Below are 17032 nucleotides of genomic sequence, written 5' to 3'. Positions count from 1 at the left end.
GCGTCGTCCACGGTCGGCATGAGCATGATCGCGGGCCTGTCCACCGCGATGCTCTCAGCTTCCCCGCAGATGGGCGCGGCAACGGCCGCCGGGGTGGAGATCACCCTGCTGGGCGGCCGCTGCCGGAGTGAGCCCGTGGACGTGGTCCGGGGCCACCGGGTCCGGGCGGGGACCGTGGCGGTGGTGGGGGAGCGGGAGCGGACGGGTCAGGCGGACTCCTCGGGAGGGATGCGCTCCACCCGCACCCCCAGCCCGCGGATGGCCGCGATCTCCTCGTCCGCGGTGGCGGTGTCGGTGAGCACCCCGTCGTAGACGGCGGCCGTGCCGTAGGCGTAGGTGGCGGTCCGGCCGAACTTGGAGTGGTCGGCCAGCAGCAGCGAGCGGTTGGCGGAGGCCAGCATGGCCTCCTTGATCTCGGCGTACTCGCGCAGCGGGTGGAAGAGACGGCCTTCCAGGATCGCGGTGGCGGAGGTCAGCGCGAGATCGGCGCGGATCCGGGACAGGGCGCCGACCACGTCGGGGCCCGTACAGCAGTTGAACTCGCTGTTGTAGCGCCCGCCCAGCAGCGTGATGTCCACCTCGGGCGCGCCGCCCAGCCGCTGGGCGAGACCCACCGAGTTGGTGACCACGGTGAGTTGGCCGACCGAGGCCAGTACGTCGGCCAACGGGTAGAGGGTGGTGGAGTCGTCCAGCAGCAGGGTGGTCCCCGGGGTGATCCGGTCGGCCACCGCCGCGCACAGCGCGTTCTTCGCGGCCAGCCGGGCGGACTCCCGGAAGCGGGTGGCGGTCTCCATGGTGAGGGCGGGGAAGGCGACGGCGCGGCCGCGTTCCTTGCGCAGCAGATGGCGGGCGGCGAGGTCGTCCAGGTCGCGGTGCATCGTCATCAGGCTGACGTCGAACCGCGAGGCCAGGTCGTCGATGCGGATCTCGCCGCGTTCGACCACATGGCGCAGGACGGCCTGCCGCCGTTCCTCGACGGCGGCCTGCGACAGCCGTGCCCTGGCCGGCATACGGCCTCCTTCCCCTCCGCGCCCGGCGCGGTCCGGCCCGTCCCCGGGCACACCAGCGGCTCGATCCCCGCACGGTCGATCCAGACCGTACCGGTGCGGTGGCCGGTGCCTCCACCTCCCGCGGCAGGCGGCCGGTGCGGTGTTCACCGTCGGCGCACCCGCCCGTGAGCAGATTCTTAGGGGAAGACCCGCACTTTGTTAACACATCTTGCGTGACAATTATGGCTCACCTAGCGTTTCCGTGGTCGCGGAGAACACCTCTGCGAGGTCCACCGTCAGGAGCGCACATCATGCGAGCAGTGGTCTTCGACCGGCCCCACCACTTCCGCGTCCTGGATGTGGACGATCCGCGGCCGGGTCCGGAGGAGGTCCGGCTGCGCAGTGTGGCCACCGGGGTCTGCGGCACCGACCGCCATCTGCTGGCGGGCGGGTTCATGGCCCGCTTCCCGCTGATCCCCGGCCACGAGATCGTGGCCGAAGTGGAGTCGCTCGGTGAGCGCGTCGAAGGGCTGACGATCGGTGAGCTGGTGGCCGTCGACAACACGGTGCTGTGCGGACACTGCGCGCCCTGCCGCCGCGACCAGCCGCTGTACTGCGAGAACTTCTCCTCGCTCGGGGTCACCGGACCCGGTGGCTTCGCCGATCTGCTGGTGGCCCGGGCCGAGAAGTGCTTCCCCCTCGACGGTCTGGACCCGATGACCGCCGTGCTCACCGAACCCCTGGCATGTGCGCTGCACGGGGCCGATGTGCTGGCGCTGCGCCCGGGATCCGATGTACTTCTGTTCGGCGCGGGCCCCACCGGACTGCTGCTCGCCCAGCTCCTCGTCCACGGTGGCGCGGCACGGGTGACCGTCGCCGCGCCCGGACCGCACAAACTCGAGGTCGCCCGGCTGCTCGGAGCCGATGAAACGGTCCGGATCGACCGCACGGACCCCAGGAGGGCGCTACGGCGGCTGCGCTCGCTGGCGCCGTCCGGGTTCGACGCGGTCATCGAGGCCACCGGCGTCCCCGCGGTCCTGGCGATCTGCCCCGAGGTGACCCGCAGCGGCGGAACCGTGCTGGTCTACGGGATGGCGGGCGCGGACGACACCGTTCCGTTCTCGCCCTACGAGATCTTCTCCCGGGAGCTGACCATCAAGGGCTCCTTCGCGCAGACCCACTGCTTCGATCGCGCCCTCCTGGCCCTGCGCACCGGCCGTATCCGCACCGAGGACGTGATCACCGACCGCTTCCCGCTGGAGCGGTTCGGCGACGCGCTGTCCGCGGTCGCCGGGTCGACCAGCATCAAGGCCGTGGTCATGGGCTGACGGCCCCGGGCGACGACGGTCAGGAGCGCCGGGCCAGCGTCGCGATCTCGGACGACGAGAGGACGCGCGGGAACACGGCGACCGCGTCGATACCGCCGCGGAAGCGATCGGCCACATCGCCCTCCCACTTGCCCCGTCCCACCGCGAACGCGCCCGTGGCCGACCACACGGGGGTGTGCTCGGTGGTGTCCTGCAACTGTCCGTCGACATACAGCCGCATCTCCTTCGCGGGCGCGTCATAGACCCCCACGATGTGCTGCCATGTGCCGAGCCGCGGACCGGTGGCCGAGACCGCCTCGTCCTCGTCCGCCTCGGAGGAGTCGGCGTCGCAGATCGCCAGCCGCCAGCGGTCGATGGAGGCGTCGTACTGGAGGAAGAAACCGCTGATCTCCTGTCCGTCCTGGCTGATCGCCGTGGAGAACTCCGCCGTGGAGCGGAGGTTGAGCCAGGCGGAGACGGTGTAGCTCCGTGTGGTGTCCAGCGTCCCCCGTGCCCCTTCCGCGTACCGGTCCCCGTTCAGCGCCAGCGATCCGCCGTGACTCCCGCTCCGCGCGCCGCTTCCCGTCAGGGTGCCGTCATTGCCGCGGCCGGAGCCGTCACGCACGGTGGTGCCGGATCCCTCGGCGAAGTCCCACGCGACCGCGGCGCCGCTCACCGGGGGCTTCGGCGGTGTACGGGAGTGCGAGGGCTTCGGTGCGGAGGGACTCGGGGTGCGCGGCTTCTTCGTTTTCTTCTTCTTCGGTGGCGGGGAGGGCCGCGGAGAGGCCGATCCGGCCGGGGAGCCGGCCGTCACCGAGAAGGTCGGACGGTCCTGTGCCGGGGTGGTGTCACGGCCGTCCGCCCCGCTGTCGTGCGTGGCGGAGAGCGCCGCGGCGGCGATGACCCCCAGACAGATGGCGCCCGAGGTGAGTGCCACCTGCGCGGTGCGGCGGCTGCGGCTGCCACCGAGGGTGTGCCCGGTGGTGGGTGCGGCGGCTCCGGCCGCCGCCTCCGGTGCCGTCCCCTCCGTGGCCGGGGCCGCGGAGGGGGTCTCCGGGGCGTCCCGCGCACCCTCGTCGGCGCCACCGGACACCGCCCGGCCCGCCGCCGGACGCTCCGCGACATAGCGCGCCCCTCCCCAGGCCAGCACACCTTCCGCGAGCAGGGTGTCGCAGTGGTGCTCCATCCGGGACAGGTCGTCGAACGCCCGTCGGCAGTAGGCGCAGTCGGCGAGATGGCCGTCCACGTCCCCGGCGGGGGAGATGCGCCGGGTCTCCGCGGCGACCTCGACCAGCCGGGTGAACGGGCGGCACGCGGCGTCGCCCTCGTCCGCGTACGTCCGCAGGTAGGCGTCCCGGAACTTGGCGCGGGCGTTCGCGGACCAGCCGCGCACGGTGTCGGTCCGCGCGCCCAGCAGACGGCCGATGGCCGCGGGGTCCTCACGCTCGACCACATCGTGCCAGAGCACGGTGCGGAGGTGGGCCGGCAGCCCGCGGAAGGCGGTGCGCAGAAGGCCGGGGCGGGGACGGACGGTCCGGCGTCCGTTTCCGTACCGCCCCGACTCCGGCCCGGCGCTTCCGCTCCGCGCGTATGCGGCCGGCTGATCCGGGCCGCTCTCCAGCCACTCCCGGAAGTCCGGGCTCAGTTCATTGCGGCGGCCGGAGTCCAGCCATCGCCGTCTGGCCACCTCGACCACCGCGCCCAGCAGCTTCGGCCGCCACGCCTCGTCCGGTGCGGCGGGATCCGCGTCGAGCACGGCCGTGAGGATCGCCTCCGAGGCCAGGGTGGCGGCGCCGGGCGGGGCGGACACACAGAGCGAGGCGTAGCCGGTCACCGCCGGCAGATGGCGCGTGCTCAGCTCCGCCACCACCCGTCCGACCGACTCGGGTTCCCGTGACGCCCGGTTGACCAGGGCGGTGTCACCCAGGCCGGAGAGGGGTTCCCCGCCGTCGGCCGGTGCTGCGCCGGTGTCTTGCCATCGTTGGGACACGTCGTCATTCCTGCGATCTGTGGGGATGTGTGGGGCCACCCACGTCGGATCGGACCCGGCGCTGCCGTGGCCGCCCCTCCTCTCACCGAAGTGCCACGTCCGGCGTGGCCGCCGCGTGAGCACTAATGATGCACTCCGGTGGAATTCAATAACAACACAGCGGCGTTGACTCCTGGTCGCCCCGGGCAAACACCCTCATCGGGGCCGGGGCCCGTGGGTGTTGAGGAAGAGCGCGGGGCCCGGTGCCAGCCGGCCGTCGGCCGCGAGCGAGGTCAGCGCGGCCATCGCCTTCGCCGTGTACACCGGTTCCAGCAGCAGCGACGCGGTGTCGGCGGCGAGCCGCCGGGCGCGCAGGGCCTCCGGGGTGGGGTGGCCGTAGCCGGGTCCGAGCCAGTGGCGCACCAGGGTCAGTTGCTCCGGGCCGATGGATGTCGGGGGCAGGCCGGCGCCGCGCGACCGGAGGAGGTGTGCGGTTCCGCGCGCCAGACCGGTCACGGCGGGCATGTCCAGCCGGAGCGTGTCATTGACGACCACCCCCACGACCCGGGTGCGGAGTCCGGCGAGGCGCAGACCGAGGGCGAGCCCGGCGGCCGTTCCTCCGCTGCCGACGGCGGTGACGAGGTGGGAGGGTTCGGGGAGGGCCCCGGCCGCGATCTGGTCCGCGAGTTCGAGCGCCACCTCGACGGGGCCGAGGGTGCCGACGGGGGTGGAGCCACCCGCCGGAAGGTAGTGCGGGAGCCGTCCCGCGGTGGTGTGCCGCAGGAACAGCCAGGGTGCCGTGGCCATGGTGCGGAGCTTGGTACGGGTGAAGTGCAGGGTGGCCCCGGACCGGCGCAACCGCTCGAGCTGGGCCCGTACGTGGTCGTCGACCGGCTGGTCGATGAGGGCCAGGGCGGTGGCCATCCCCTGCTCCCGGGCGTACAGCGCGGCGGCCAGGCCCCAGTTGGTGCCGATACCGCCGACGGTCAGGAGGGTCCGCGCCCCACGGCGCCGTGCGTCGGGCAGCAGCCACTCGAGTTTGCGCACCTTGTTGCCGCCCCATCCGCCGTCGCCGTAGCCGCTCTCGTCCTTGCACCACAGCGCGGTGCCGGGGGCCGGATCGGGCAACCGCCGTACGGGGGTGGGGGCGTGGCCGAGCGGAAGAAAAGGCAGTGTGGACTCCAGTGCGGGAAATCGGTCATGGAGCCGGGGGTGGTGGGCCGGGGCGGGGTGCACCATTTCCGGTCCTTTCTGTGAGACATCGCTCAATCAGCCATTTCTTGCATTGCCCTGGTCTTCTCTTAACCTCCGCCTATTGGTTACCCCCTTATCGTGCCGGATACGTGGTCGATCTCGGCCTGACTCCGTATCAGGGAGGTACCGTGCAGGCATTGCTGGACCGTGCGCGTTCGCTGAGGCAGCGGGTGGATTTCGAGAGCGCTGAATACCGGAAGCTGGCGGAGGGACAATCCCCGGAGGCGCTGTTCATCACCTGCTCCGACTCGCGGGTGATACCCGCTTTCATCATGCAGGCGCGTCCGGGGGAGATATTCGAGTTGCGTAACGCAGGCAATATCGTCCCCCCGCCCGCGGGGCGGGGGGCGTCGGGCGAGGCCGCCACCCTCGAGTACGCGCTGCGGGTGCTGGACGTTCAGGACGTCATCGTCTGCGGCCATTCGCACTGCGGGGCCATGGGTGCGCTGCGGGCCGGAACAGATCTCTCGGATCTGCCCGGTGTGGGGGCATGGCTCGAACTCGCCCGCCCCGGACTCGCGCCCCTGCTGTCGCCGGATGCCGCGAACGGCCACGGGGGCGGCGCGGAGGGGCCGTTGCTGCGCGAGGTGGTGCAGCGCAACGTGGTCCACCAGTTGTCCGTACTGCGCCAGTACCCGGTGGTGCGCGAGCGGGTGGAGGCGGGGAGGCTGCGCCTGCACGGCTGGTACTACGAGGTGGACACCGGCCGGCTGGGTGAACTGGGCGCCGACGGGCTGTTCTCGGAGCATCTGTCATGAGTGGCGCACACGCCCGCCCCCGGCGGAAACCGGGCCGGGATCCCGGCGGACCACCGCCGGGCGACACCGGCACCGACACCACCGCCCCGCCGGCCGGGGCTGCCGGCCGGCGGGGCGCGCCAGGCGGGGGCGGCTGGGACCGGGAGAGCCTGGCCACCGACTTCGCCGCGTCACTCGTGGTCTTCCTGGTGGCCCTGCCCCTGTGCATCGGCGTGGCGGTGGCGTCCGGTGTCACGGCCGAACTGGGCATCGTCTCCGGTGTCATCGGCGGACTGGTCGTCGGGATGGCCCGGGGCAGTACGCTCCAGGTCAGCGGACCGGCGGCGGGCCTGGCCGCGCTGGTGGCCGAGACGGTGGCGGAGCACGGGGTGGCCATGCTCGGGATCATCGTCCTGGGCGCCGGGATCCTGCAGATCATCCTCGGTCTGATCCGGATGGGCAGGCTCTTCCAGGCCATCTCCATGGCCGTGGTGCAGGGCATGCTCGCCGGTATCGGACTGCCGCTGATGTTCAGCCAGTCCTACCCCCTGGCCGACAACAAGGCTCCCGGTACTCCCGTCGAGAACGTGGCGGGGCTGCCCGGCCTGGTCTCCGACACCGTGCAGAACCCGCAGGCCCTCATCGCCGCGGGCCTCGGCATCGCCACCGTGGTGCTCAGCTTCCTGTGGAAGAAGGTGCCGGGGCCGGCCGCGAAGGTCCCGGCCGCCCTGGTGGCGGTAGGTGTCGGGATCGTCGTGGCGAGCCTGCCCGGGGTGGCGGTGAAAACGCTCCAGGTCGGTGATCTGCTGGGCTCCGTACATCTGCCGGGGGCCGAGGAGTTCGCCGGGCTGACGGACGTCGGGATCATCACCTCGATCCTCACCTTCACCGTCATCGCCTCCGCCGAGTCGCTGTTCACCGCCGCGGCCGTCGACCGGATGCACAGCGGTCCGCGCACCCGCTACAACACCGAGCTCATCGCCCAGGGCGCCGGGAACACGGTGGCCGGTGTGCTCGGTGCCCTCCCCGTCACGGCGGTGGTGGCCCGCAGTTCGGCCAATGTCCAGGCGGGTGCCAGGACCCGGCTCTCCCGCACCCTGCACGGGCTGTGGCTGCTGGCCTTCGCGCTGCTGCTGCCGCAGGTCCTGGCTCTGATCCCGATCTCCGTGCTGGCCGGAGTCCTGGTCCACAGCGGCTGGAAGCTGTTCGCCCCCGCGGAGTTCCCGAAGATGTGGCGGCAGGACCGCGGCGAGTTCGGCGTGATGGCGCTCACCACGACGGTCATCTTCGCCACCGCGCTCCTCGAAGGTGTTCTGGCGGGCCTCGCCGCCGGAATGATCCTCGCCGCCCTGCGCATGTCCCAGGCCGTCGTCGCACACCGCACCGAAGGGGACACCACCACCGTCACCCTCAGCGGCAACGCCACCTTCCTCCGGCTCCCCCGTCTCATCGAGGTCCTCGAGGCCGCGGGGGAGACCGACACCCCGCACCTCCGGATCGACCTCACGGGGACGACCCACCTCGACCACGCCTGCCACCAGCAGATCACCGAGTTCGCGGACGAGCGGCGGGCGAACGGCACCCGGGTCGATCTTCTGATGCCGGGCGGTACGGACTCCACCCCGGCCGCACCGGCCCCCACTCCGGCCACCGGCGCACAGTGGTTCTCTCGCGACCCCCGCCCCACCGAGGGGCACGACGACTGGCAGGCATGGGAGAACGACCTCAGGTCGGAGCCGGGGTACACACCCCGCTGACCCCCGGCACCGCCCGACCGCACGCCTCACCGCCGTCCCCGCCCCGACCCCCGCCGGGGCGGGGCCGGCGGAGGGCGCTTCCCGGCTACGGCTTGCCGAAGGCCGCGATCGCGGAGTACGCGGCCGAAGTCCCGGCCGTCCGGGCCGGCCCCGGCCACCGCGGTACCGCCGTGTGCCGCCGCCCGTTCACGGACACCGACCAGACCGTGGCCGCCACCCGGGCCGGGCCGTGGCCCGCGTCCGTCGTCCGTCACCGTGACGTGCAACGCGTTGTCACCGTAGGTGAGATGGACGGACACGGTGCGGGCGGCGGCGTGTCTGACCGGATGTCATGCATCTCCCGTGCGATCCGGGCGCGTTCGCGGGCGGTGGCCCGCTCGGTCTCGATCCGGTTCGCCCGCTGCCGGGCATCGGTGAGCCGCCCGAAGACATAGGCGGCGGCGAACACGAAAACGCAGAAGGACAGTTCACGCGCCGACCGGGTGTTGAGCCATTCCGACACCGGCACGGCCACCAGCAGAAGTCCCCCGGTGGCCAGCCGTTTCGGGGGTGGTGACACCGCGGCGACGGTGTAGACGACCACGAGCCCGGGATACGGCAGCGGCTGCCCGGGGCCGTCCAGCGCCAGTTGGTACAGCGCGCTCGCCGCCACGACCGCCAGCAGGACGGCGACGGGCGCGCGCCGGCGCCAGACCAGGGGGATCACGATGAGGGTGGTCAGCCCGTAGGCGGACCAGGTCGCGGGCTCCAGTTCGGGCCCGCGGGACACGACGAAGGGCATCGTCATCGCCGCCTGCACCAGGAGCGCGATGCCGAGGTCCACCGTCAGGGGGTTGGCCGCCCCAGTGCGCGACCGGCCTCCCACCACCGTCGCAGGCGTCCGTGCGGATCCCTCACGGTGTGCCGTCCCCGCGCCAGGCGGTGCGGCGGGGAAAGCCGGGCAGTTCGGCGGTGCGCGGCACGTCCACGGCGAGCCGTACGGCGCTGTCGAGGTCGTCCGCGGTGACGGGGGAGGGGCGGGCGCTGGGCTCCGCTGATCCGGGCATGGCGGGACCGTACCCCGGGCGCGGGAGTCCGGCCCACACACGTTCCGCGCTCAGGCCACCCGGTGCTCCTGCTCCAGGGTCTCCTTGAGCCGCTCCAGCGTCTGCCGGATGCTGCGCCGGTTGAACCCGGCGCGGTCGCGCACCCCGGTGACCAGCGGGCTGATCCCGCTACGCATCAGCCATCCCCGCTGGTCGATCCAGGTCTCGGTGACCTGGGTGGCCCGGCCCTCGTCGAGCGGTTCGAAGCGGTAGCTCCAGACCGCGATGCGCAGTCCCACCGCCCGTACGACGAAGGTGAACCGCTCCCCGGGATCGGCCACGGTCACGGTGCACCGGGTCGACCACGGGCGCCAGCCGGCGCGGTTGGTGCCGGTGAACCGCGTCCCCGCACGCATCTCCGCGGCCGCGCCGCCCCTGACCCTGCCGCCGGTGCACTCGGGGCTCCAGCGGCCCATCTCCGACACCCGCGTGACCGTGTCGTACACCGTCCGCGGCGGTACGGCGATCCGCGTCGTCCCGGACACCATGTCGTCCGTCATCGGCCTCTCCTCATCGGCTCCTCCTCCGTCGCCGCCGGCCGGCGCCGACGGCTCCCGCGCGATCCCTCCCGGGCCGCGGCCCCGGCACACGCCGCGGTCTCAGCACAGAAGGTTCAGCGCCTCCGGCAACACCCGTGCCGTCACCGGCAGTTCGGCCTCCACCTCGCCGTCGGCGCCGTAGGGCAGATCCCGGTCCGCCTCGATGCGCACCTCGCGCCCGTGCAGGATCTCCACCTCCTTGCGCCGTACGTGCTGCCCGGTCTTGAGCTCGTTCATCATGCTGAAGAACAGCATCCGCGACGCGTGGTGGATGACCACCACATCGAGCACACCGTCGCGGACCGAGGCGCCGGGCGCGATCTGTCGGCCGAAGCCGTAGTAGCCGGAGTTGGCCGCCACCACGGTGTACCCGGTGCGCTCGAGTGTCGTGCCGTCGATGGTGATGCGGTAGTGCACGGGCCGCCAGGTGGTGACGGCCCGCAGCCCGCCCGCGTAGTACGAGGCGGCGCCGCCCAGTGCACGGTAGGCGTCGGCGTGGCGGTTGGCGAGGGCGTCCACCCCCGCGTACACACTGCCCAGGACCGCCATCCGCTGGTGGACGGCGGACTCGACCTCGATGGCGTCGGTCTTCACGGGCTCGGCGGTCAGCAGCAGTTCGGCGAGGTCCGCCACCTTCTCGGGCAGTCCGAGCGCACGGGCGAAGTCATTGCCCCGGCCCGCGGGCACGATACCCGCGACGGCGTCGGTCCCGGCCAGGGCGCCGACGACCCGCCCCGCCAGTCCGTCGCCGCCCACACCGAGGACCACCCGGCCCTGCTCGGCCGCGCGCACGGCGAGGTCGCGCGCATGGCCGAGACTGCGGCTGTACTCGACTTCGAGCTCCGCACCCCCCTCACGGAGGGCGCGGGCCAGCGGGACCAGGGACTCGCTGCCCGAGCTCCCCGAGGTGGGTTTGACGACGGCGGTGAAGTTGCGCATGGCTACGCTCCGGGGGACGTCAGGGGCGGCAGGAGAATACCCGGGTTGAGGATGCCGGACGGGTCGAGCCGGTTCTTGACGGCGTGCAGGACCTCCACGCCCAGCGGGCCGATCTCCTGTGCGTACCAGTCCCGGTGGTCGGTGCCCACCCCGTGGTGATGGCTGATCGTACCGCCGGAGGCGATGATCGCGTCATTGGCCGCCCGCTTGGCGCCCGCCCACGTCTCCTCGGGCTTGTCGCCCTGGGCGCTGAGCACGGTGAAGTACAGCGACGCGCCCGCCGGGTAGACGTGGGAGATGTGGCACAGCACCACCGGCGGGGTACCCGCCCCGGACAGGGCCGTGGTGAGCGCGGTGCGCACGTTCTCATAGAGCGCGGGGATCCGGGACCAGTACGCGGCGGTCTCCAGCGTCTCCGCGAACGCGCCCGCGTCGAGCAGCGCGTCCCGCAGGTACGGGGCGGAGTAGCGGCCGTGGTTCCACTTCTCGCCCGGCTCCTCACCGAGGAAGGTGCCCTCGTGGGCGCGCAGCACGGCCCGGGCGCGTTCCCTGCGGACCGCCACCTCCTCGGCGTCGCCCTCGTATCCGGCGATGGCCAGGCACCCCGACTCCGAAGCCCCCTTCCCGATGGCCTCCGGGTCGGCCAGGCCCACCAGGGTCTCGGTCTCGTCGGACAGCCGCAGCACGGTGGGCAGCGGACCGTCCTGGGCCAGTGCACGCAGTGCCGCCCGGCCCGCCTCGAAGGAGCCGAAGCGCCAGCCCTCGTAGACGCGGGTGGTGGGGCGCGGCCGGATCCGCACGGTCACCGAGGTGATCACACCGAAGGCGCCCTCGGACCCCAGCACCAGCTGGCGCAGATCCGGTCCGGCGGCCGAGCGCGGGGCGCTGCGGCCGGTCTCCCAGGTGCCCTCGGGTGTGGCCACGCGCAGCGCGGTCACCATGTCGTCGAAGCGGCCGTAGCCTGCCGACGCCTGACCGCTGGAGCGGGCGGCGGCGAATCCGCCGATCGTCGCCCACTCGAAGGACTGCGGGAAGTGGCCCAGGGTGTAGCCGTGTTCGGCGAGCAGCGCCTCGGCCTCGGGGCCGCGCAGACCGGGTTCGAGCACCGCGGTGCGGGAGACGGTGTCCACCTCGGTCAGCCGGTTCATCCGGCGCAGGTCGAGGGTGACGAAGCAGCCGTGGCCGCTGGGGGCGAGCCCGCCGACGACACTGGTGCCGCCGCCGAAGGGGACGACCGCGATCCGGCGCTCGGCGCACAGCCGCAGAACGGCCACGACCTCGTCGTGGCTGCCGGGGCGCAGCACCGCGTCGGGGGCGTCCTCGACCGCGCCGGACCGGATGTGCAGCAGGTCGGGCGTGGACTTGCCGCGGGTGCGGCGGACCCGGCTCTCGCCGTCGGTGCGGACGTGTTCCGCGCCGACGATCCCGGCGAACGCCTCGCGGGCGTCATCGGGCAGCCGGGAGGCGCGGGGCAGGGCGTCCTCCAGGGCGACGGAGCGGCCGTCGGAGGGCCGTACGCCGAGGAGTTCGCCGAGCAGGCCGACGACGGACTCGGGCAGTGGCGCGGCCCGCTCCGGATCGCCCCAGCCATTCCACAGCATGTCTGTCGACTCCACCTGATTCCTCGCTTCTCCGTGCGGCTCAGCCGTGCTTCGCGGTGCGGTCCGGACGCGGATCACCCGCATCCGGGGCGGGCCCGGCCTTCGCCCGGCGCCGTATCCGCCGTTACACTGTGACAGATGACGTCCAAACGCAACACCTCTCGGGATGACGACGCCGTGCTCGACGCCGCACGGGACTGTGTGCTGGCCGTCGGCGTCCGGCGGACGACCCTGACCGACGTCGCGCGCCGCGCCGGCGTCTCCCGGATGACGCTCTACCGCCGCTGGCCCGATGTAGGGGGGCTGGTCGGTGACCTCATGACCCGGGAGTGGCTGGCCGTCACCCTGGGCGCCATGCCGCATCCGGGCCCGCTCGGGACGGCGCAGGCCCCGCTCGTCGATGCCCTGGTGAGCGGGTTGCGGGCGCTGCGCGGCCATCCGCTGTTCCGCAAGATCCTCGACGTCGACCCCGAGCTGATGCTCCCGTACCTCTTCGACCGCCGCGGCGCCAGCCAGAACCGGGTGCTGGAGTTCATCGAGGAGGCGCTGCGGCGCGGCCACGCGGACGGCACGGTCCGCCAGGACCACCCGGTGCGCCAGGCCCGCGCCCTGGTGCTGGTCCTCCAGTCGTTCGCGCTGTCCCTGCAGACCATGACCGACGACACCGATCCCGAGCTGGACGACACCGCCTTCTACGCGGAAGTCCGCCACATCCTGGAAAGGATCCTCGCCCCATGAGCGCTGCCGCGGGTTCCCGCCCCGACTACTCCCTCAACCGAGCGCGCCGTTCCCGGGAACTGGAGGAACTGGCCGCGGGCGGCCCCGGCGCCCATGTCGATGTACTGGTCGTCGGACTCGGCGTCACCGGCGCCGGAGCCGCCCTCGACGCCGCTTCCCGGGGCCTGTCGGTCGCCGCGGTGGACGCCCACGACCTGGCCTTCGGCACCTCCCGATGGAGCTCCAAGCTGGTCCACGGCGGACTGCGCTATCTGGCCACCGGCGATGTCGGCGTGGCCCACGAGAGCGCGGTCGAGCGCGGCACGCTGATGGAGCGCACCGCCCCGCACCTGGTGCGCGCCCAGTCCTTCGTGATGCCGCTGACCGCCCTCACCTCACACCGCAACGCGGCCCTGGTCCGGGCCGGACTGCGGGCCGGTGACGTACTGCGGCTGTCCGCCCGCACCGGCCGCGCCACCCTGCCCGCGCCCCGGCGGCTGTCGGCCGTGGAGACCCTGGCCGCCGCCCCCGGGCTGCGGCGGCAGAGCCTGCGCGGCGGACTGCTGTCCTGGGACGGCCAGCTCGCCGACGACGCCCGGCTGGTGACCGCCATCGCGCGCACCGCCGCCGGACACGGCGCCCGGGTGCTCACCCGCACCCGTGCCCTGTCCCTCACCGGCGGCGAGGCCCTGCTGCGCGACGAACTCACCGGGCAGGAGTTCCGTATCCGGGCCCGCACCGTCATCAACGCCACCGGTGTCTGGGCCGCCGAGCTGACCGAGGGCATCCGGCTGCGTCCGTCCCGCGGCACCCATCTGGTGCTCCGGGCCGAGAGTCTGGGGGGTCTGCGCACCGGGCTGCACATCCCCGTCCCCGGTGAGACCAACCGTTTCGTCCTGGTGATGCCCCAGGACGACGGCCGTGTCTACGTGGGCCTGACCGACGAGCCCGTGGACGGCCCGCTGCCGGACGTCCCCGAGGCACCGGAGTCCGACATCGGCTTCCTGCTGGACATCCTGGGCTCCGTCCTCGACGTGCCCGTCCGCCGCGAGGACGTGGTCGGCGCCTTCGCGGGACTGCGCCCCCTGCTGGAGACCGAGCACACCGCGCGCACCGCCGACATCTCCCGCCGCCACGCGGTCCTCACCTCGTCCGAGGGCGTGGTGACCGTCGTCGGCGGCAAGCTCACCACCTACCGCCGGATGGCGCAGGACGCCGTGGACGCCGCGCTCACCGCGGGCCGCCTCGACGCGCCCGCTCCCTGCCGCACCTCGCGGATCCCCCTGGTGGGCGCCGCGCCCCGGCCCGCGCTCGCCACCCTGGCCGCGCCCCGCCGGCTGCTCGACCGCTACGGCACCGAGGCCACCGCCGTCCAGGCCCTGGCCGACACCGACCCCCGGCTGGCCGAACCGGTCGCCGACGGCGTACGGACCACCCGCGCCGAGCTCCTGTGGGCGGTACGCCACGAGGGCGCGCTCGACGAGTCCGATCTGCTGGACCGCCGCACCCGCGTCGGCCTGGTCCCCGAGGACCGGGCGGCGGCGACGGCCGCGGCCCGGGAGGCGCTGGCGACGCTGGCCGACCGGGTGTGACGGACGGGGAGAACAGGGTGTGACGGACGGGAGAAGGGAGCGCGGCCCGGTCCGGGGACGTCCGCCCGGCCCCGGTGACGCGGTGGGCAGCCGCCTGACCAGGGCCGCGAGCCCCGCTCGGCCCGCGCCTACCTCAATTGAATGAGTCCGGCTCATTCGATTGAGGTGGCCAAATGTCGGCTAGCCGTACGAAGCCGCAGGCCAGGTCGGTTCCCTAGGGTCAGACGCATGGAAAGAGCCGTCGAAGGGTCCTGGCCGCGCGTTCCACGCGCCCACTCCTGAGACCGCGCGACGCGTCCACGGTGTCACTCACGGTGACACCGCTTCCCGGACGCCCGCGGCTCCCACGGACCCCGACGGCGAGCAGCGGCGGATCGGCCGCCGCCGTGCCGCTGCGCTGCCCCTGTCCCCGCTTCGGAAGTGCTGACGCCTTGATTCACTCTGCTCCCCGGACACGTCCTGCCCTCGACCGGACCGGCCGCCGCCGGCGCACGCTGGGCGCGGCGGTCGCCGCGGGGCTGGCCCTGGGCGCACTGGCCGCACCCGCGGCCGTGGCCGCGGACCACACCGGTCCGCGGGGCGCCGGGGCGGACCGCCCCACGCTCGACACCGGCTCCCCGGTCCGCGTGAACCAGGTCGGCTACCCGACGCACGGCGCCAAGAAGGGCACCGTCGTCACGTCCGCCACCAAGCCCCTGACCTGGACCCTGCGCGACGCCGACGGGGTGAAGCGGGCCAGTGGCCGCACCACCCCGGCGGGGATCGACCGCAGCTCCGGCCAGAATGTGCAGACCTTCGACTTCAGCGAGGTCAGCACCCCGGGCAAGGGGTACACCGTCACCATCGGCGGCAAGAAGAGCGAGCCGTTCGCCATCGGCGACAACCTCTACGGCTCGCTGCGCTCCGACGCGCTGGCGTACTTCTACCACAACCGCAGTGGCATCAAGATCGACAAGAAGTTCGTCGGCGACGCGTACGCTCGCCCCGCGGGCCACGACAAGAAGGCCGCGCGCGGCGGCGACACCCGGGCGCGCTGCTCGCTGAAGGGCGTGTGCGACTACCGGCGCGATGTCTCCGGTGGCTGGTACGACGCCGGTGACCACGGCAAGTACGTCGTCAACGGCGGTATCTCGGTGGCCCAGCTGATGTCCTCCTACGAGCGCACCCTCACCGCTCCGGGCGCCGACGCCGCGCCGCTGGGCGACGGACGGCTCCGGGTGCCCGAGCGCGGCAACGGCACCCCCGACGTCCTCGACGAGGCCCGCTGGGAGATGGACTTCCTGATGCGGATGCAGGTGCCCGAGGGCCGGCCGTTCGCCGGGATGGCGTTCCACAAGATGCACGACAAGCAGTGGACCGGAATACCCACCCGGCCGGACCGGGACGAGCAGCCGCGGGTGCTGCGCCCGCCGTCCACCGCCGCCACGCTCAACCTCGCGGCCACCGCCGCGCAGGCCGCCCGGCTCTTCCAGCCCTACGACGCGGAGTACGCGAAGCGGTGCCTGGAAGTGGCGCGGAGCGCATGGGCCGCGGCCAAGGCGCACCCGGACAAGTTCGCCAGTGACCGGGACTCCGTCGGCGGCGGCGCGTACGGCGACCGCGACGTCCGGGACGAGTTCTACTGGGCGGCGTCCGAGCTGTTCCTCACCACCGGCGAGAACACCTACCGCAAGGCGTTCCTCGGCTCCCCGCTGCACGGCGACGCCGACGCGCTCTTCCCGCGCGTCAGCGGTGTGTCCTGGGCGTCGGTGGCCGGACTCGGCGCGCTGGACCTGGCCACCGTGCCCGGCAACCTCACCGGTGAGCAGCGCGCGGCGGTCCGCTCGACGGTCACCGAGGCCGCCGACCGCTACGCCTCGTTCTCCGAGAAGTCGGCCTACGGCGTGCCCTACGCGCCCAAGGGCAACCGGTACGAGTGGGGCTCCAACAGCCAGGTGCTGAACAACATGGTCGTCCTCGCCACCGCGCACGACCTGACCGGCAAGGACCGCTACCGGGACGCGGTGCTGCGCGGCATGGACTACCTGCTGGGCGGCAACCCGCTCAACCAGTCCTACGTCACCGGCTACGGCGAACGGGACTCGCGCAACCAGCACCACCGCTTCTGGGCACATCAGCTCGACCGCAAGCTGCCGCGCCCGGCCCGTGGTTCGCTGGCCGGAGGCCCCAACTCCGGCCTGGAGGACCCGCTTTCCAAGAAGAAGCTGAAGGGCTGCGCCCCGGCGATGTGCTACACGGACGACATCATGGCGTTCTCCACCAACGAGATCACCATCAACTGGAACGCACCACTGGCCTGGATCTCGGCATACGTCGACGACCAGGAGCGGTGACGGAGGCACCACGTCTTTCAGGGGTACGCGATGCGGCCGGCGGGAAACGCCGGCCGCATCGTCGTGTCCCGCGCCTCCCGTACCCCTCGCGCCTCCCGTGCTTCCCGGGCCCTCGGCGGGGCGGCCGGCCGAGCGGGCCTGTCACCCGATGGGGCTACGGCCGTGGAGGCGCCTGGTATCAGGGGCCGCTTCATGGTCGGCTTGACCACGTGG

13 protein-coding genes and 1 pseudogene are annotated in these 17032 nt (G+C 72.9%); 6 read left to right on the top strand and 8 right to left on the bottom strand.

What is annotated here, in order from left to right; all coding sequences use genetic code 11:
- Nucleotides 1-206 precede the first annotated feature (206 nt).
- Entirely contained in the window at nucleotides 207-1010 is an 804-nt protein-coding gene (locus NMK44_RS35370; protein ID WP_254750947.1) for a DeoR/GlpR family DNA-binding transcription regulator, read from the bottom strand.
- A gap of 290 nt (nucleotides 1011-1300) precedes the next feature.
- On the opposite strand from NMK44_RS35370, the gene NMK44_RS35365 reads away from it, so the two are divergent.
- A complete protein-coding gene (locus tag NMK44_RS35365; protein ID WP_254750945.1) occupies nucleotides 1301-2317 on the top strand; it encodes a zinc-dependent alcohol dehydrogenase family protein in 1017 nt (338 codons plus the stop codon).
- 19 nt (nucleotides 2318-2336) lie between these two features.
- Here the strand turns inward: NMK44_RS35365 and NMK44_RS42515 are convergent, their stop codons facing one another.
- Nucleotides 2337-4286, bottom strand: coding sequence for a LamG-like jellyroll fold domain-containing protein (locus NMK44_RS42515; protein WP_254750943.1), 1950 nt, complete (start codon nucleotides 4284-4286; stop codon nucleotides 2337-2339).
- Nucleotides 4287-4481: 195 nt separating this feature from the next.
- Nucleotides 4482-5504, bottom strand: coding sequence for a 1-aminocyclopropane-1-carboxylate deaminase/D-cysteine desulfhydrase (locus NMK44_RS35355; protein ID WP_254750941.1), 1023 nt, complete (start codon nucleotides 5502-5504; stop codon nucleotides 4482-4484).
- A 143-nt stretch (nucleotides 5505-5647) separates the two neighbouring features.
- Between NMK44_RS35355 and NMK44_RS35350 the strand changes: the two genes are divergently transcribed.
- Both NMK44_RS35350 and NMK44_RS35345 read left to right on the top strand, forming a co-directional pair.
- On the top strand, nucleotides 5648-6277 hold the full coding sequence (locus NMK44_RS35350; RefSeq protein ID WP_254750939.1) for a carbonic anhydrase: 630 nt from the start codon (nucleotides 5648-5650) through the stop codon (nucleotides 6275-6277).
- Nucleotides 6274-8013, top strand: coding sequence for a SulP family inorganic anion transporter (locus NMK44_RS35345; protein ID WP_254750937.1), 1740 nt, complete (start codon nucleotides 6274-6276; stop codon nucleotides 8011-8013). Before NMK44_RS35350 ends, NMK44_RS35345 begins: the two co-directional genes overlap by 4 nt.
- Nucleotides 8014-8039: 26 nt before the next feature.
- Here the strand turns inward: NMK44_RS35345 and NMK44_RS35340 are convergent.
- From NMK44_RS35340 to NMK44_RS35320, 5 genes and pseudogenes are all read right to left on the bottom strand, one after another.
- Nucleotides 8040-8889: pseudogene (locus NMK44_RS35340) on the bottom strand (DUF7134 domain-containing protein).
- Between the two features lie 17 nt (nucleotides 8890-8906).
- Nucleotides 8907-9059: a hypothetical protein gene (locus NMK44_RS35335; RefSeq protein ID WP_254750935.1), complete on the bottom strand. Its 153-nt coding sequence runs from the start codon at nucleotides 9057-9059 to the stop codon at nucleotides 8907-8909.
- A gap of 50 nt (nucleotides 9060-9109) precedes the next feature.
- Nucleotides 9110-9598: an SRPBCC family protein gene (locus NMK44_RS35330; RefSeq protein ID WP_254750933.1), complete on the bottom strand. Its 489-nt coding sequence runs from the start codon at nucleotides 9596-9598 to the stop codon at nucleotides 9110-9112.
- A gap of 99 nt (nucleotides 9599-9697) precedes the next feature.
- Entirely contained in the window at nucleotides 9698-10576 is an 879-nt protein-coding gene (locus tag NMK44_RS35325) for a diacylglycerol/lipid kinase family protein (RefSeq protein WP_254750931.1), read from the bottom strand.
- Between the two features lie 2 nt (nucleotides 10577-10578).
- Entirely contained in the window at nucleotides 10579-12177 is a 1599-nt protein-coding gene (locus NMK44_RS35320; RefSeq protein WP_254751005.1) for an FAD-binding oxidoreductase, read from the bottom strand.
- A 138-nt stretch (nucleotides 12178-12315) separates the two neighbouring features.
- Between NMK44_RS35320 and NMK44_RS35315 the strand changes: the two genes are divergently transcribed.
- The 3 genes from NMK44_RS35315 to NMK44_RS35305 all read left to right on the top strand — a co-directional run bounded on the left by NMK44_RS35315 (nucleotide 12316) and on the right by NMK44_RS35305 (nucleotide 16819).
- Nucleotides 12316-12915, top strand: coding sequence for a TetR/AcrR family transcriptional regulator (locus tag NMK44_RS35315; RefSeq protein WP_254750929.1), 600 nt, complete (start codon nucleotides 12316-12318; stop codon nucleotides 12913-12915).
- Nucleotides 12912-14486, top strand: coding sequence for a glycerol-3-phosphate dehydrogenase/oxidase (locus NMK44_RS35310; protein WP_254750927.1), 1575 nt, complete (start codon nucleotides 12912-12914; stop codon nucleotides 14484-14486). The genes NMK44_RS35315 and NMK44_RS35310 overlap by 4 nt, the downstream gene beginning before the upstream one ends.
- A gap of 431 nt (nucleotides 14487-14917) precedes the next feature.
- A complete protein-coding gene (locus NMK44_RS35305; RefSeq protein WP_374215389.1) occupies nucleotides 14918-16819 on the top strand; it encodes a glycoside hydrolase family 9 protein in 1902 nt (633 codons plus the stop codon).
- Nucleotides 16820-17032: the final 213 nt, after the last annotated feature.

The sequence above is a fragment of the Streptomyces cucumeris genome (assembly GCF_024295805.1).
Classification (GTDB): Bacteria; Actinomycetota; Actinomycetes; order Streptomycetales; family Streptomycetaceae; genus Streptomyces; species Streptomyces cucumeris.
The sequence above is the reverse complement of the archived record's forward strand: the minus strand, read 5'-3'. Positions and strand labels throughout refer to the sequence as shown.

Coding starts and splice junctions, on each gene's coding strand:
- NMK44_RS35370 (WP_254750947.1), bottom strand. CDS start 1,010: ATGCCGGCCAGGGCACGGCTGTCGCAGGCCGCCGTCGAGGAACGGCGG.
- NMK44_RS35365 (WP_254750945.1), top strand. CDS start 1,301: ATGCGAGCAGTGGTCTTCGACCGGCCCCACCACTTCCGCGTCCTGGAT.
- NMK44_RS35355 (WP_254750941.1), bottom strand. CDS start 5,504: ATGGTGCACCCCGCCCCGGCCCACCACCCCCGGCTCCATGACCGATTT.
- NMK44_RS35345 (WP_254750937.1), top strand. CDS start 6,274: ATGAGTGGCGCACACGCCCGCCCCCGGCGGAAACCGGGCCGGGATCCC.
- NMK44_RS35335 (WP_254750935.1), bottom strand. CDS start 9,059: ATGCCCGGATCAGCGGAGCCCAGCGCCCGCCCCTCCCCCGTCACCGCG.
- NMK44_RS35330 (WP_254750933.1), bottom strand. CDS start 9,598: ATGACGGACGACATGGTGTCCGGGACGACGCGGATCGCCGTACCGCCG.
- NMK44_RS35325 (WP_254750931.1), bottom strand. CDS start 10,576: ATGCGCAACTTCACCGCCGTCGTCAAACCCACCTCGGGGAGCTCGGGC.
- NMK44_RS35320 (WP_254751005.1), bottom strand. CDS start 12,177: ATGCTGTGGAATGGCTGGGGCGATCCGGAGCGGGCCGCGCCACTGCCC.
- NMK44_RS35315 (WP_254750929.1), top strand. CDS start 12,316: ATGACGTCCAAACGCAACACCTCTCGGGATGACGACGCCGTGCTCGAC.
- NMK44_RS35310 (WP_254750927.1), top strand. CDS start 12,912: ATGAGCGCTGCCGCGGGTTCCCGCCCCGACTACTCCCTCAACCGAGCG.